The organism is Bradyrhizobium sp. IC3123, from assembly GCF_020193625.1.
Lineage (GTDB): Bacteria > Pseudomonadota > Alphaproteobacteria > Rhizobiales > Xanthobacteraceae > Bradyrhizobium > Bradyrhizobium yuanmingense.
Map to the genome: position 1 here is coordinate 349,047 of NZ_JADYVF010000002.1, position 12,969 is coordinate 362,015.

Here is a 12,969-nt window from a genome sequence, read left to right on the forward strand (position 1 = left end):
GCAGGCCTTCCGGTTAACACGCCGAATACGGCGGGGGAAGGGCGGCATCCCTGCCCTTCCCGGCCCTGTCTGGCCAGGCCGGCTCCCGGATGGGATAGTCCTGAGCCCCTCGCCGGGGCACCCCCATGGCCGAAGGCGAGCATGCCCTCGAAAGCGCTACGCAGCCGATAATACCGACAGAAATGCCCTCCCTCCTCCGAGCCGTCCTCGCCCTTCCCCTGCGTGCCCTCGGCTGGCTTGGTGGCCAGGGCACGCGCGCGGTGGCGGCGATTGCCTTCATCGCGGTCGCGGTGCCGCCGCTCGGCGCGCTGCTGCGCCCCTACGTCACCGAGGCGATCTTTCTTCTGCTCTGCATCTCCTTCATGCGCGTCGATCTCGTCGCGCTGTACGGACATCTGCGCCGGCCGGCGCTGGTCGCGGCCGCCACCGCCTGGACCACGATCGGTGTGCCGCTGATCTTCGCCCTCGCTGCCCACGCGACGGGGCTCTCCACGAGCTCTCCAGGCCTTGCTCTCGCGCTGATGCTCCAGGGCATGGCCTCGCCGATGATGGCGGCGCCAGCGCTTGCCGCGCTGATGGGCCTCGATGCCGCGCTGGTGCTGGTCACGCTGGTGACCTCGACCGCGCTCGTGCCATTCACCGCCTCGCTGTACGCGAGCCTGTTTCTCGGCGGCATGCTCAGCATCTCTCCGATGACGCTCGGCTTGAAGCTGCTCGGCATCCTCGCCGCATCACTGGTGACCGCCACGATCATCCGCCGTCTGGTGGGCAGTGATGCAATCCAGCGCCACAAGCGGCCGATCGACGGCCTCAACATCATCATACTCTTGGTGTTCGCCTCCGCAGTGATGGGCGACGTCGCAACCGAGTTTCTCGCCGATCCGCTGTTCACGATCGCCGTCGCGCTGCTCGCTTTTGCGGTCTACTTCACCCTCCTCGCCGCAACCACGCTGATCTTCCGACGTGCCGGCACCGAGCGCGCGTTCGCGCTCGGCCTGATGGTGTCACAGCGCAATCTGGGCCTGATGCTGGCGGCCACCGCCGGCGCGCTGCCGGCGACGACCTGGCTCTATTTCGCGCTGACGCAGTTTCCGATTCACTTTGCGCCGTACATGCTGATGCCGATCGCAAGGCGCCTGACGGCACGCACGAATGGGTCCAGCGAGGCAAAAAAGGCCGAAGTTCACTCGTTTGTGTCACAGGAGCGCCGTGAAGGAACAACAATCTAAGGTGGCCGTTCAAGGTCTGTTACCCAAAGGAGGTCGCGATGAGGTTTGCCGTGATTTTGGTTCTCGGCTCGCTCGCGCTGGGCTCGGCCGCGAGAGCCGATCGACCCGGCCCCGACTGGATGCCGATGCAACAAGTGATAGCCAAGATCCTGGAGGCGGGCTATTCCGAGGTCACCAAGCTTGAAGCCGATGATGGCCGGTGGGAGGGCGAAGGCATCAAGAACGGCCAGAAGATGGAATTCCGTGCCGATCCCAAAACCGGCGCCATCGTGAGCGAGAAGCCGGACAAGTGAGCATCGCCGAAGTCCGCTTGAGCAAGGCGGACTGCGCCAAGCTCATTTGAACTCCATCCTCTTGCGTTCGGCCAATATCCACTGCCGGAATGCCTGCATCGCGTGCGTGTGCCGCTTTGATTTGAGGGACGTGAGCCAGTACGATCCGAGATTGACGCGAGTGTTGTAGGGACAAGCAAGGCGCTTCCGGGCGACCTCCTCCCGGAACAAGATGACCGGCAAAAGTGCGACCCCGCCTCCTCGAGCTGCAGCATGCGCCAACGAAATCGATGAATCGAACATCGGGCCCGTCATGCGGGGCTGACTGCATTTCGCTGCCTCGAACCACTGCGTCCACTCGCCGGATCGGTAGGAACGCAGCAGCACCTCTTGATGGAGATCAATCGGGTCTTTGAGACGCTTCGCTATCGTTGGCGTGCACATCGGAGTGAAGAGAGCATCGACCAAACGCTCTGCGTTGGTACCGTGCCAGGCGCCGTCGCCGAATCGAATGGCGAAGTCCAGGCCCTCGGCGCCGAGGTCGACACGATTGTTGTTCGCAAGGATCCTGATATCGACCTGCGGGTGGCTCGAGGTGAAAGCCTGGAGGCGAGGAACGAGCCAGCCTGCTGCGAAGGTTCCGACGACGCCGATCATCAGCGTCTCCCGCATGCGGCCATTTTCGAAACGGTCCAGCACCTGGTTGATGCGGCCGAAAGCATCGGAAATGGCAGGCAACAGAGTCTCGCCTTCCTCTGTCAGGACAAGCCCGCGCGTGAGCCGCCTGAACAGCTCCACACGCAGGCTTCGCTCCAGAGTTCGCACCTGCTGGCTCACAGCGGCTTGCGATACGCGAAGTTCCAAACCGGCTTTGGTGAAGCTGAGGTGACGCGCTGCCGCCTCGAAGGCACGCAGCGCGTTCAGCGGAAGATTGGAAATCCTGGGAGGTCGGCGGGCCACGTCTGATCCAAGTTTTACTTATGGTTGGCCTTACGAAGCATCGTTTGTCAATCGCGGCAGCACGCAGCAAAAAAGCGCACGTTTAATGGGAGTTCACGATGCTAACGCGACGTCAGTTCGGATCATCCACACTTGTGCTCGCAGGACATTTCTTCCTCTCGAAAATCTCGAGCGCTTCGACACTCGAAACAACACGACTGTTGGAGGCCTTCAGACAACTTGAAAAGAAAAGCGGCGGTCGGCTCGGCGTCGCCGTGCTCGACACGCAAACCGGAGCATCGATGCATCACAGGGGAGACGAACGATTTCCGATGTGCAGCACCTTCAAGGTGCTTGCGTCCGCAGCGATATTGAAGAGGCTGGGAGACAAGCTGGACGGCCTCGATCGACGCGTTCGCATCGAACAATCCGACATCGTCGAAAATTCGCCGATCACCCGTGAGCATGTCGGACCGGAAGGCATGTCGCTGCGCGAGCTCTGCGAGGCCGCCATTACGAGGAGCGACAACACGGCGGGGAATCTGCTTCTCAGGAACATAGGAGGCACCGCCGGCTTGACCGCCTTCGCGCGCAGCCTCGGTGATGACGTGACCCGATTGGACCGCATCGAAACCGAGTTGAACGAAGCTGCGCCCGGCGATGTTCGCGACACGACGAGCCCAAACGCGATGGCTGAGAATTACAGGCGTCTGGTGCTGGGCAACGTGCTCCCGCCGGCGGCTCGGGAGCAGCTGTCCAAATGGATGATCGCGAACAAGACCGGAGACAGCCGATTGCGCGCCGGTTTGCCGCAGGGCTGGCGCGTGGGCGACAAGACTGGAACGGGCGGCCACGCCACCAACAACGACGTCGCGATCGCATGGCCGCCTCAGCGCTCGGCGCTCATCGTTGCAGTTTATCTCACGGGCGCCTCTGTCGATTTCGGCGCCCAGAATGAGGTGATCGCTTCCGTTGGACGAGAGGTCGGCAAGGAATTCGGTTGACCGCGCAAGCTGACGTTCGCACCGAAGCCCGGCAGGGCCCTTCGAGTGGAGGCTGGTGCCGGGCGCCCTACCCCGCCCGCGCCGCGCGCCGCAGCGCCTGCGGCGGCTGGCCATAGGCGCGGATGAAGGCACGCCGCATGCGCTCGGGGTCGCGGAAACCGGTCACCTCCGCGACGCGCTCGATCGCCTCGCGCGAAGACTGCACGCGCTCGCGCGCGACTTCGAGCCTGAGCCGCTCGATCGCCTTGGACGGTGTCGTGCCGGTCTCGGCGGCAAAGGCACGGGCAAAATGCCGCGCGCTCATGCCGGCGCGATCGGCGAGATCCTCCACCGTCAGCGGCGCGTCGAGATTTTCGCGTGCCCAGGACAAGAGCGTGCCGAAGCGTCCGTTTGGCGCCTTCAATTCCAGCAGCGACGAGAACTGCGACTGGCCGCCGCTGCGGCGATGGTACAGAACGAGCTGCCGCGCAGTTGCCTGCGCGATCTCCTCGCCATGGTCCTCGGTGATCATCGCGAGCGCGAGGTCGATACCGGCGGAAATCCCGGCCGAAGTCCAGATATCGCCGTCGCGGGTGAAAATCTGGTCGGGCTCGAACTTGATCTTGGGAAAGCGCGCGACGAACTCGCGCGTCCGCGCCCAATGCGTGGTGGCGCGGCGGCCGTCGAGAAGCCCCGCCTCGGCCAGCACGAAGGCGCCCGAGCAGACGCTCGCGACCCGCACGCCGCGCCTTGCCAGCCGCTGCACGAAGGCCCGCGTGATCTCGCAGCGCGCGGCCTCCGCAACGCCGCTGCCGCCGGCCACGGCCAGCGTCGTGATCGCGTTCGCCGTCTTGAAGTCACGCGCCATCATCTCGACGCCCGACGAGCTGCGCACCAGCCCCGGCTTGGCAGCGAGAACGCGGATGGCTGGCGCCTTGCCGACGTAGCGCGCTGCGATCTCGAACGCCGAGATCGGACCTGCCGCATCGAGCAGCTGGAAGTCCGGGAAGATCAGGATGCCGATCATGGGCCAAGCCGTAACGTATGTCCGAAAGCGAGGGAATTATGCCATTTCTGACTTGAGGGCACCATGCCATTCTGCCGGCGTCAAGCGCATTATCGGAGGCTCCCATGTCGTCACCGCTCCAGATCGGAATCCTGGTATTTCCGCGCGTCACCCAGCTCGATTTCACCGGCCCCTTGCAGGTGTTCGCCATGGTCCCGGACGCAAAGCTGCACCTGATCTGGAAGCGGATCGAGCCGGTGCCGAGCGATTCCGTGCTGACGCTGACGCCGACTACGACCTTTGCGGATTGCCCCCAGCTCGATGTCATCTGCGTGCCGGGCGGCCAGGGCACCAACGACCTTCTCAACGACGAGGACGTGCTCGCATTCCTGCGCAGGCAAGCGGCAGGCGCCAAGTACGTCACCTCGGTCTGCACGGGATCGCTGGCCCTCGGCGCCGCCGGCCTTCTGAAGGGCTACCGCGCCGCCACCCATTGGAGCGCAATGGAGATGCTCGCGCAGTTCGGCGCGACACCGACGAAGACCCGCGTCTGCGTCGATCGCAACCGCATCACCGGCGGCGGCGTCACCGCTGGCATCGATTTCGCGCTGACGCTGGTCTCGATCTTGGTCGATCGCACCATGGCCGAAGCGATCCAGCTGCAGATGGAATACAATCCAGCCCCGCCGTTCAATGCGGGCTCACCCGACACCGCGCCGGCCGAAGTGCTGGCGCTGCTGAGGGAGCGCGGCGCGCAGAACCATGCACGGCGGCTCGAGGCGGTGCAGCGCGCGGCCGAGCGGGTGGCGTAAAGGATCGGGCTTGCTCTTGTACCCCGGACGCAGCGCAGCGTTTCACGCTGCAGCGCGCCCGGGACACGCGAGGCGAACAACGACAGAAAAAGGCCGCTCGGTTTCCCAAGCGGCCTTTCCTGTCTCACGGTGGCTGCACATTCACATCGGGCGATGTCGGAGCTTCCAGACCGGGGGCCTATCTCCCGATCGAGTCCTTCCTCGGCGGCCGCTGCATCTCGGGACAGTCGCGAACTGTTGCCCGAACCGAACGCGATGGTCTCCCATCTCCGTAAGATGGGATCATTGAGCCGCATCGCCCGCCTCGCGGCAACACCTGCGCAGGCGGCATCCCCGCTGTTCCCGTTGTCCACAGCGGCGCGGCGCGGATGCATGTGCATCCGCTTTGGACGATGGTGATTCGTGGGTCGGCCGAAAGGGGCTTAGCCGGGCGTCCAGGGCTGATAGTCGCCGGTCGCCTTGGGACGCCTGCCGCTGGCGAGCGTCGAGCCGGAGGGCCGATAGGCCTTCGCTGTGCCGGTGAGGTTCGGCTGGTGCGGCTTCTCCCACTCGCGCGGCTGATAATCGATCTCGGTCGGCGGCTTGTCGACGACGTGGTGAATCCAGCCATGCCAGGACGGTGGAATCCGGCTCGCTTCCGCGTAGCCGTTATAGATCACCCAGCGCCGCTCGAAGCCGAGCGCCGGATCGATCGCCCCGCCCCGCGTGCGGTAGTAACGGTTGCCCTGCTCGTCCTCGCCGACCAGCTCGCCATACCGCTTGGTCCAGAGCTGGGTGCCAAAGGTCTGGCCATTCCACCAGGTGAAGAACTTGAGGAAGAATTGTTTCATGCGGCAAGGGCCCTGCTTCGTGGGGTCCTGATGCCATCCGGGGGGCGAAATGTCCAGTTCGGCAGGCGCGTCGGCGCCCCCGCAAATCCGCCTGCCGCGCACGCCCCTGCCGCAAAGCCGACGCGATTCATTCATGCCCGGTACAGCGGCGGGACCTGAGGCTCCATGCGCGCGCAAACCGGCGTGATCCCAGGAACCCCCGCGCTTTCTCAGGGTTGCTTTCCGGGAAAGGAGTTTACCATGAACAGTCTGAAATTGTTGAGTGCCGCTGCGACGGTGGCGTTGGTTCTTCCCTTGGCGAGCCCGAGCTTTGCGCAGCAGAGTCGTGCCGCCGCGGTCGGAGCGGGCGGTGGTGCGGCGATCGGTGGCGGAGGTGCCGCGGTCGGTGGCGGAGGCGGCGGCTTCGGTGGCGGCGCCCGCATGGGCGGCGGCGGCGCCGCGTTCCAGGGCGGTGGCGGCGGTTTCGGGGGCGGAGCCGCGATGCGCCCGAGCGGTGGCAATTTCGCAGGCGGTGGCGCGGTCCGTCCGGGCGGTGGCAGTTTCGTCGGGGGCGCGGCAGACCGTGCCGCTATCTCGCCGAGCTTCAGTGGGACCCGTAGCGCTGCAGTTGCGGGCAACTGGCAGGGCGGCAGCGGCAATTGGCAGGGCGGCAGCGGCAACTGGAGCGGTCGTCACTGGCACGGTCGCCACCACCATCATCATCGCCACGGCGGCTTCTGGCCGGGCTTTGCGGCTGGCGCCGCGATCGGCGGCCTCGGCTCCTACGCCTATTACGGCAGCGGCTACGGCTATTACGATGATCCCTACTACTACGGCTACTATGACGAGCCGTCGGTTGCCGTAGTGCAGGATGGCGGCGGCGACGCCGCTTATTGCGCGCGGCGCTTCAAATCTTACGACCCGGCCTCGGGCACCTATCTCGGCTACGACGGCCGGCGGCATCCTTGCCCGTAAGCAGATCGCGAAGACTAGAGGCGAAAGGCGTCGCAGCAATGCGGCGCCTTTTTTGCAATCGGCGCCTTCCTCGCTCCTTTCGGCTCCATCACCCTCGCAGATAAATACAAATCGATGCAAATGGACCTTTATGCACCAAACCGTGCATATCCTGCGCGATCCAATCGCAAATTGACCGCACCCACGATTCGCGGATATCACAAACCACAGTGGGGACTTCGATCTTCTGGGAAGTGTCATGCCGCGTATTCTCGTGGTTGATGACGATCCGATGGTCGGCGCGACCATCGAGGTCCTCCTCCAACGTCAGGGCTTCGACGTCACGCTGACCGACGGCGGCGAAACAGGACTGGCTGCGCTGGAATCGCAAGCCTTCGACGTCATGCTGGTCGACATCTTCATGCCGCATATGCGCGGCTTCGAATCCATCCGCATCTTTCACGAGCGCGCCCCTGCCACGCCGCTGATCGCGATGTCAGGCTATGCCTTCGCCTCGTCCGCCTCGCCCTCTCCCGATTTTCTCCGCATGGCGCTTGAGCTCGGCGCAACGCGCTGCCTGCGCAAGCCGTTCACGCCGGAAGCGCTGCTGACCACGATCCGGGAATGCCTTGCCGGCGCGGGCGAGAGCGCGCCGCCGAAGGACCAGAAAGAAGCCCCTTGATTCCAACGCAGCGCGTCATTCTCGGTGTTGGACTTGCCATCCTCCTGATCATCACCGCGGCCTCGATCGCCCTCGACGTCAAGTCGCGGTCCGACGCGGCGTCGGTGAACCACACCGTCCAGGTGCAAAAGAAGATCTCCGATCTGCGCGTGCTGCTGCGCCGGGCCGAGAGCGCCGCGCGCGGCTACGAGCTCTATCGCAGCCAGGGCTTCAGCGACGAGTTCCAGGCGGTGCACGCCAAGCTCGCGCCGGCCCTCGCCGAGCTCAAGCGCGACGTGCGCGACACCCCCGATCAGGTCGCCCTGCTTGAGGGCACCGAGCCGCTGGCGCTGCGCCGGATCGAGATCGCCGCCACCGCGATGCGCCTGCGGGCCGCCAACGACCAGGCCGGCATTGCCGCGCTCAACAGCAAGGCCGAGGGCCGCGGCCTCATGGACACGGTGATGCGCAATCTCGACCGCCTGAGCGCGGAGGAAGAACGCCTGCTCGCCGCCCGCTCCCAGGATTCGCGCCGCACCGGCATCGTGCTGCTCGGCATCGACGTCGCCGGCGCCGTGCTGATCCTGCTCCTGGTCGCATTGGTGATGCGCGAAAGCCGCCGCACGACGGGTGAGCTCCAGAGCTCGCTCGAGCAGACCCAAGCCGCCAAGGCGGCGCTCGAGGCGGCGGTGGCCGAACGCACCGAGCACCTCGTCGCCGCGCATGACGAATTGCGCCTGTCGGTCAACGTGCTCCAGAGCACGTTTCGCAGCATGGCGGAGGCGGTGCTGGTCATCGACGCCGAGGGCACCGTGCTGCTGTCCAATCCGGCCGCCGAGCGCATGCTGCTGCATCGCACCGGCATGAACGTCGGCAATCTGCGCGCGCTGTCCGACGTGTTTCACGGCGACGGCGTCACGCCGCTTCCGGCCGACGAGCTGCCATCGACGCGCGTGCTGCGCGGCGAGCAGTTCGAAGAGCTGGAGATGATCGTCCGCCCGCACAGCGGCAACCCGCCGCGCCATCTCATGGTCAGCGGCCGGCCGATGCGGGACGGGCAAGGCAACATTTCCGGCGCGGTGCTGGTCTATCACGATGCGACGACCTCGCGCGAGACCGAGCGGCAGTTGCACCAGTCGCAGAAGCTGGATGCGATCGGCAAGCTGACCGGCGGCGTCGCGCATGACTTCAACAACATGCTCACGGTCATCTCCGGCAACACCGAGACGCTGGTGGAGCGCCTGAAGGATCAGCCCGAGCTGCAGCGCACGGCCCGGCTGATCGACGATGCCGCCGAACGCTGCGCCGAGCTGATCCAGCACCTCTTGGCATTCGCGCGCCGGCAGCCGCTCGAGCCGCGCAACGTCGACATCAACGCCGCGATCTCGGACATCGCAAAGCTTCTGCGCCCCACCCTCGGCGAGCAGATCCAGATCGAGACCGTCCTGGAACAGGGGCCGATGACGACGCATATCGATCCGTCCAGGCTCACGAACGCCGTGCTCAACATGGCGATCAACGCCCGCGACGCCATGCCGGGCGGCGGCAAGCTGCTGCTGGAGACCCACCGCGTCGTGCTCGACGAAGCCTATGCGCAGGCCAATGCCGACGTGGCAGCGGGCCCCTACATCATGCTCGCGGTCAGCGACACCGGCACCGGCATGCCCCCTGACGTGCAGCAGAAGGCGTTCGAGCCCTTCTTCACCACCAAGGAGGTCGGCAAGGGATCCGGCCTCGGCCTCTCCATGGTCTACGGCTTCGTCAAGCAATCCGGCGGCCACATCAAGATCTACAGCGAGGAAGGCCACGGCACCACGATCAAGCTCTATCTGCCGCCGGGCGAAGGCGCCGCGGACATCGCAACCGGCGTCACGCCGACGGCCCAAGGCGGCGCCGAGACCATTTTCGTGGTCGAGGACGATCCGCTGGTCCGCAACTTCGTCACCGCGCAGCTGCAGAGCCTCGGCTACAAGACGGTCGCCTCCCCCGACGGCAAGGCGGCGCTGGACCTGATCGAGGCCGGCCAGAGCTTCGACCTGCTGTTCACCGACGTCGTCATCCCCGGCGGCATGAGCGGCCGCGAGCTCGCCGACGAGGTGGCGAGGCGCCGGCCGGGCGTGAAGGTGCTCTACACCTCCGGCTACACCGACAACGCCATCGTCCATCACGGCAAGCTCGACGACGGCGTGCTGCTGCTGACCAAGCCCTATCGGCGCAACCAGCTCGCCGAGATGATCCGCAAGGCGCTGAACGGCGGCGGGATGGCGCCGAGCTAGCGCAACGAACTTGATCGCGGCTCAGTCGGTGATGTGCAGTAGAGCATCGACATCAGGCGAACGGACGATAGTGCCGTCGCGTACAAATGCTTCGTGATTGGTCTCAATGCTGTTGTGGTCATAAAGATAGTTGACCATGATCCCGAAGGATTCTTGAATCGCACGCAGAGCGGTATTGCCGAGCCAATTGATGCGCTCGAGCCGTGCGCCGTTGCCGAGGTGAAAACGCGCCACGGGGTCGATGCGTATCGAGGGCTTCCGTGTCAGATAGCTAGCGCAGAGCCGCAGCAAGGGCACGCGCAGCTTCTCGCTCTGCGCCGGGTCATTCCACCAGCTATCGCTCTCCAGTTGCGATAACAGCGCCGCATCGGGATCACTTGCATTTGCAAGCCGATTAGCGAGCCATTGCCGAAATCCCGGTACCGGAGATAGGGTGGAAAAACGCTTCAGCTGCGGAAACTCCGACTGCAGCTCTTCAACGACCTGCTTGATCAGGAAATTGCCGAACGCCACGCCGCGCAGGCCGTCCTGACAATTGGAGATCGAGTAGAAGATCGCGGTGTCGGCGCGCGCGGCGCGTTGCTGCGCGATGGCTTCACCGTCGTCCTGCGACAACAACGGCTGCACGGCCGTGGCCAGTCCTTCCATCAAAGCAACCTCGACGAAAATCAGTGGCTCGCCTGGAAGTGCGGGATGAAAGAAGCCAAAGCAGCGCCGATCGGGTGCAAGGCGCCGGCGCAGGTCGTCCCAGCCCTTGATTTCGTGCACGGCTTCGTAGGCGATCAGCTTTTCCAGCACCGCGGCCGGTGTCTGCCAGTCGATGCGCCGCAACTCGATGAAGCCGCGGTTGAACCATGAGGCGAACAAATGCTTGAGATCCGCGTCGAGCAACTTCAGTTCGGGGTCAGTGCGCATGTATGAAGCAATTTCGCTGCGAATCGCGATCAGCGCGCTGATCCCGCCGGGTGCCATGTTGATTCGCCGCAGCAGTTCCTGGCGCGGCGGCTCGGCAGCACGCGCGAGTGCGGCCGCGGCTTCTGCGGTGCCTTCGGCGAGGTAGCGCTGCGCCGCCGCGCGCAAAGCCGGACCGTGAGGATGGAATTCCGTGGCGAGATAGCGCTGAAAGCAGCGGCGATCGTTGTCGTCGAGTGCACCAAGCATCTCGCGCAATTGCCGCGCGACCAGCGCTCCTGACGCCTGGCTGCGCTCGGAGAGCAGCGATGCTGCGAGCTGCTTCGCGCGATCGAGGAGCGGCATTGTCGTGCTGGATGGATCGTTGAAAGTTTGGCGGATTGCGGACATGACTATTCCTCCTCAAGCTTGGGCGGTGACGGCGCGGCGGAACTTGGCCGGTGGCGCGTAGAGTCCGCTCGAGGCGGCCACGAGGTCATCGATCGTCTTGGCGGCGAGCAGATCGCGCGTCGCCGTGCCGACGTCGATGCCAAGGTCTGCCGGAAACATCACGATGCCGCGACGGCGGAGGCTCTCGGTTGTGTCAGGCGATTGGCGCTTGCCAAATTCGGTGTCGCCGGCGATCGCGCGCAATGCCGCCTCGCGATCTTGCGGTGATCGGCAGCGCAACAGGTTCGCCACGGCCTTCTCGGTGATGACATGGCTCACGTCGTCGCCATAGATCATCACCGGCGGCAATGCGAAGCCGGCGGAGGCGGCCAGATCGAACGCGTCCAGACGCTCGACAAAACTGGGCGTGCCGTTTGGCTGATGGGTCTGCACCATCTGCACCACAAGCTTGCGCCCGCGTAAGGGATCGCCTGCTTCCTGACCGGCGCGAAGCCAGGTGGGGCTGTCGTGGCGACGACCGCGTGCATCCGCGCCCATGTTCGGCGCACCGCCGAAGCCTGCGATCCGGTCTTTTGTGGCCGTCGAACTGTTGCCTCGCGCGTCGATCTGCAGCGTGGCGCCAACAAACATGTCGCAGGCATATTGTCCGGCGACCTGCGCCAGTGCCCGGTTCGACCGCAGGCTGCCGTCGGCGCCGATCGGGAATATATCGGCGTGCTTTGCGACGTAGCGCTCCATACCGAGCTCGGAGCCGAAGCAATAGACGCCGTCGACGAAGCCGGCTTCGATCGCCGGGATCAGGGTCGGGTGCGGGTTGAGCACGAATTGGCTCGCGATCTTGCCCTTCAGGCCACGCCGGGCGGCAAATGTCGGGAGGATCAGCTCGATCGCCGCGGTGGCGTAACCGATGCCGTGGTTGAGCCGCCGGACCTCAAATGGCTCATAGACCGCAGCAATCGCCATCATCGCCATCAGCACGTTCTCGTCCCTTACCTTGGCGGGGTCGCGCGTGAACAGAGGCTCGATCGCGTAAGGCTTTGGGCTCGGTATGACGAAATCGACCCAGTCGCCGGGGACGTCTACTCGCGGCAACCGGTCAACGATCTCGTTGACTTGCGCCACGACAATGCCGCCGCGAAAGGCCGCGGATTCGGCGATGGTCGGCGTGTCTTCGGTGTTGGGACCGGTGTAGAGATTGCCGTTGCGGTCGGCCTTGTCGGCGACGATCAGCGCCACGTGCGGCGTCAGGTCCACCAACATCCGAGCATAGAGCTCGAGATAGGTATGGATTGCGCCGATCTTCACCGTGCCGCTGCCGACCAGTTCGGCGAGCTTGCGGCTCTGCGGACCTGCGAAGGCAAAATCGAGCCGATTGGCGACACCGCGCTCGAACACGGCGAGATGATCGGGCAGCGCCAGCACCGACTGCACCATGTGCAGATCGTGAATCTGCGCCGGATCCACGCTCGTCAGGGCGGCGGCAAGAAAATCGGCCTGCTTCTGATTGTCGCCCTCGATGGCAACGCGGTCGCCCGGCTCGATGATCGCTTCGAGCAACTCGGTCGCGCGCTCGGCAGGGCAGAGCTTTTCAGAGCAGATCGTGGCGGCCCGAGCTAGCCTCGCGGAGCGATCCGCGCCCCGTCGTGATGTGGCGTGCATGATGAACCTCCTTCGCTCGACGCTGTCTTCGATGCAGAAGTTAGGTGACCAGTATTGATTATAGAAA

General features: G+C 64.9%; 12 protein-coding genes. 7 read left to right on the forward strand and 5 right to left on the reverse strand.

Annotated features, from left to right (window positions below; all coding sequences use genetic code 11):
• The first annotated feature begins 182 nt into the window (after positions 1-182).
• Both I6F20_RS07065 and I6F20_RS07070 read left to right on the forward strand, forming a co-directional pair.
• Positions 183-1,229 carry a bile acid:sodium symporter family protein gene (locus I6F20_RS07065; RefSeq protein WP_225125576.1) on the forward strand — a complete coding sequence of 349 codons (1,047 nt, stop codon included), beginning with the start codon at positions 183-185 and terminating at the stop codon, positions 1,227-1,229.
• A 38-nt stretch (positions 1,230-1,267) separates the two neighbouring features.
• Entirely contained in the window at positions 1,268-1,522 is a 255-nt protein-coding gene (locus I6F20_RS07070) for a PepSY domain-containing protein (RefSeq protein ID WP_036000102.1), read from the forward strand.
• Between the two features lie 42 nt (positions 1,523-1,564).
• Here I6F20_RS07070 and I6F20_RS07075 read toward each other — a convergent pair whose 3' ends face one another.
• Positions 1,565-2,461: a LysR family transcriptional regulator gene (locus tag I6F20_RS07075; RefSeq protein ID WP_346275590.1), complete on the reverse strand. Its 897-nt coding sequence runs from the start codon at positions 2,459-2,461 to the stop codon at positions 1,565-1,567.
• A 98-nt stretch (positions 2,462-2,559) separates the two neighbouring features.
• Between I6F20_RS07075 and bla the strand changes: the two genes are divergently transcribed.
• The gene (gene bla, locus I6F20_RS07080; protein WP_225125577.1) at positions 2,560-3,444 is read left to right on the forward strand and encodes a class A beta-lactamase; all 885 of its coding nucleotides are present in this window, start codon (positions 2,560-2,562) and stop codon (positions 3,442-3,444) included.
• Between the two features lie 67 nt (positions 3,445-3,511).
• On the opposite strand, the gene I6F20_RS07085 is transcribed toward bla, so the two are convergent.
• Positions 3,512-4,450 carry a GlxA family transcriptional regulator gene (locus I6F20_RS07085; protein ID WP_225125578.1) on the reverse strand — a complete coding sequence of 313 codons (939 nt, stop codon included), beginning with the start codon at positions 4,448-4,450 and terminating at the stop codon, positions 3,512-3,514.
• A 104-nt stretch (positions 4,451-4,554) separates the two neighbouring features.
• Here I6F20_RS07085 and I6F20_RS07090 point away from each other — a divergent pair, with 104 nt between their 5' ends.
• Positions 4,555-5,241, forward strand: coding sequence for a DJ-1/PfpI family protein (locus I6F20_RS07090; protein WP_225125580.1), 687 nt, complete (start codon positions 4,555-4,557; stop codon positions 5,239-5,241).
• Positions 5,242-5,663: 422 nt separating this feature from the next.
• On the opposite strand, the gene I6F20_RS07095 is transcribed toward I6F20_RS07090, so the two are convergent.
• Positions 5,664-6,071: an NADH:ubiquinone oxidoreductase subunit NDUFA12 gene (locus I6F20_RS07095; protein WP_036022873.1), complete on the reverse strand. Its 408-nt coding sequence runs from the start codon at positions 6,069-6,071 to the stop codon at positions 5,664-5,666.
• A 240-nt stretch (positions 6,072-6,311) separates the two neighbouring features.
• Between I6F20_RS07095 and I6F20_RS07100 the strand changes: the two genes are divergently transcribed.
• The 3 genes from I6F20_RS07100 to I6F20_RS07110 all read left to right on the forward strand — a co-directional run bounded on the left by I6F20_RS07100 (position 6,312) and on the right by I6F20_RS07110 (position 9,941).
• Positions 6,312-7,025 carry a BA14K family protein gene (locus tag I6F20_RS07100; RefSeq protein WP_225113967.1) on the forward strand — a complete coding sequence of 238 codons (714 nt, stop codon included), beginning with the start codon at positions 6,312-6,314 and terminating at the stop codon, positions 7,023-7,025.
• A 238-nt stretch (positions 7,026-7,263) separates the two neighbouring features.
• Entirely contained in the window at positions 7,264-7,686 is a 423-nt protein-coding gene (locus I6F20_RS07105; protein WP_036022871.1) for a response regulator, read from the forward strand.
• Positions 7,683-9,941, forward strand: coding sequence for a CHASE3 domain-containing protein (locus I6F20_RS07110; protein ID WP_225125582.1), 2,259 nt, complete (start codon positions 7,683-7,685; stop codon positions 9,939-9,941). Before I6F20_RS07105 ends, I6F20_RS07110 begins: the two co-directional genes overlap by 4 nt.
• 21 nt (positions 9,942-9,962) lie before the next feature.
• Here I6F20_RS07110 and I6F20_RS07115 read toward each other — a convergent pair whose 3' ends face one another.
• Positions 9,963-11,243, reverse strand: a complete 1,281-nt coding sequence (locus I6F20_RS07115; protein ID WP_225125584.1) for a malonyl-CoA decarboxylase domain-containing protein — start codon at positions 11,241-11,243, stop codon at positions 9,963-9,965.
• 12 nt (positions 11,244-11,255) lie between these two features.
• Positions 11,256-12,902, reverse strand: a complete 1,647-nt coding sequence (mdcA, locus tag I6F20_RS07120; RefSeq protein WP_225125586.1) for a malonate decarboxylase subunit alpha — start codon at positions 12,900-12,902, stop codon at positions 11,256-11,258.
• Positions 12,903-12,969 lie beyond the last annotated feature (67 nt).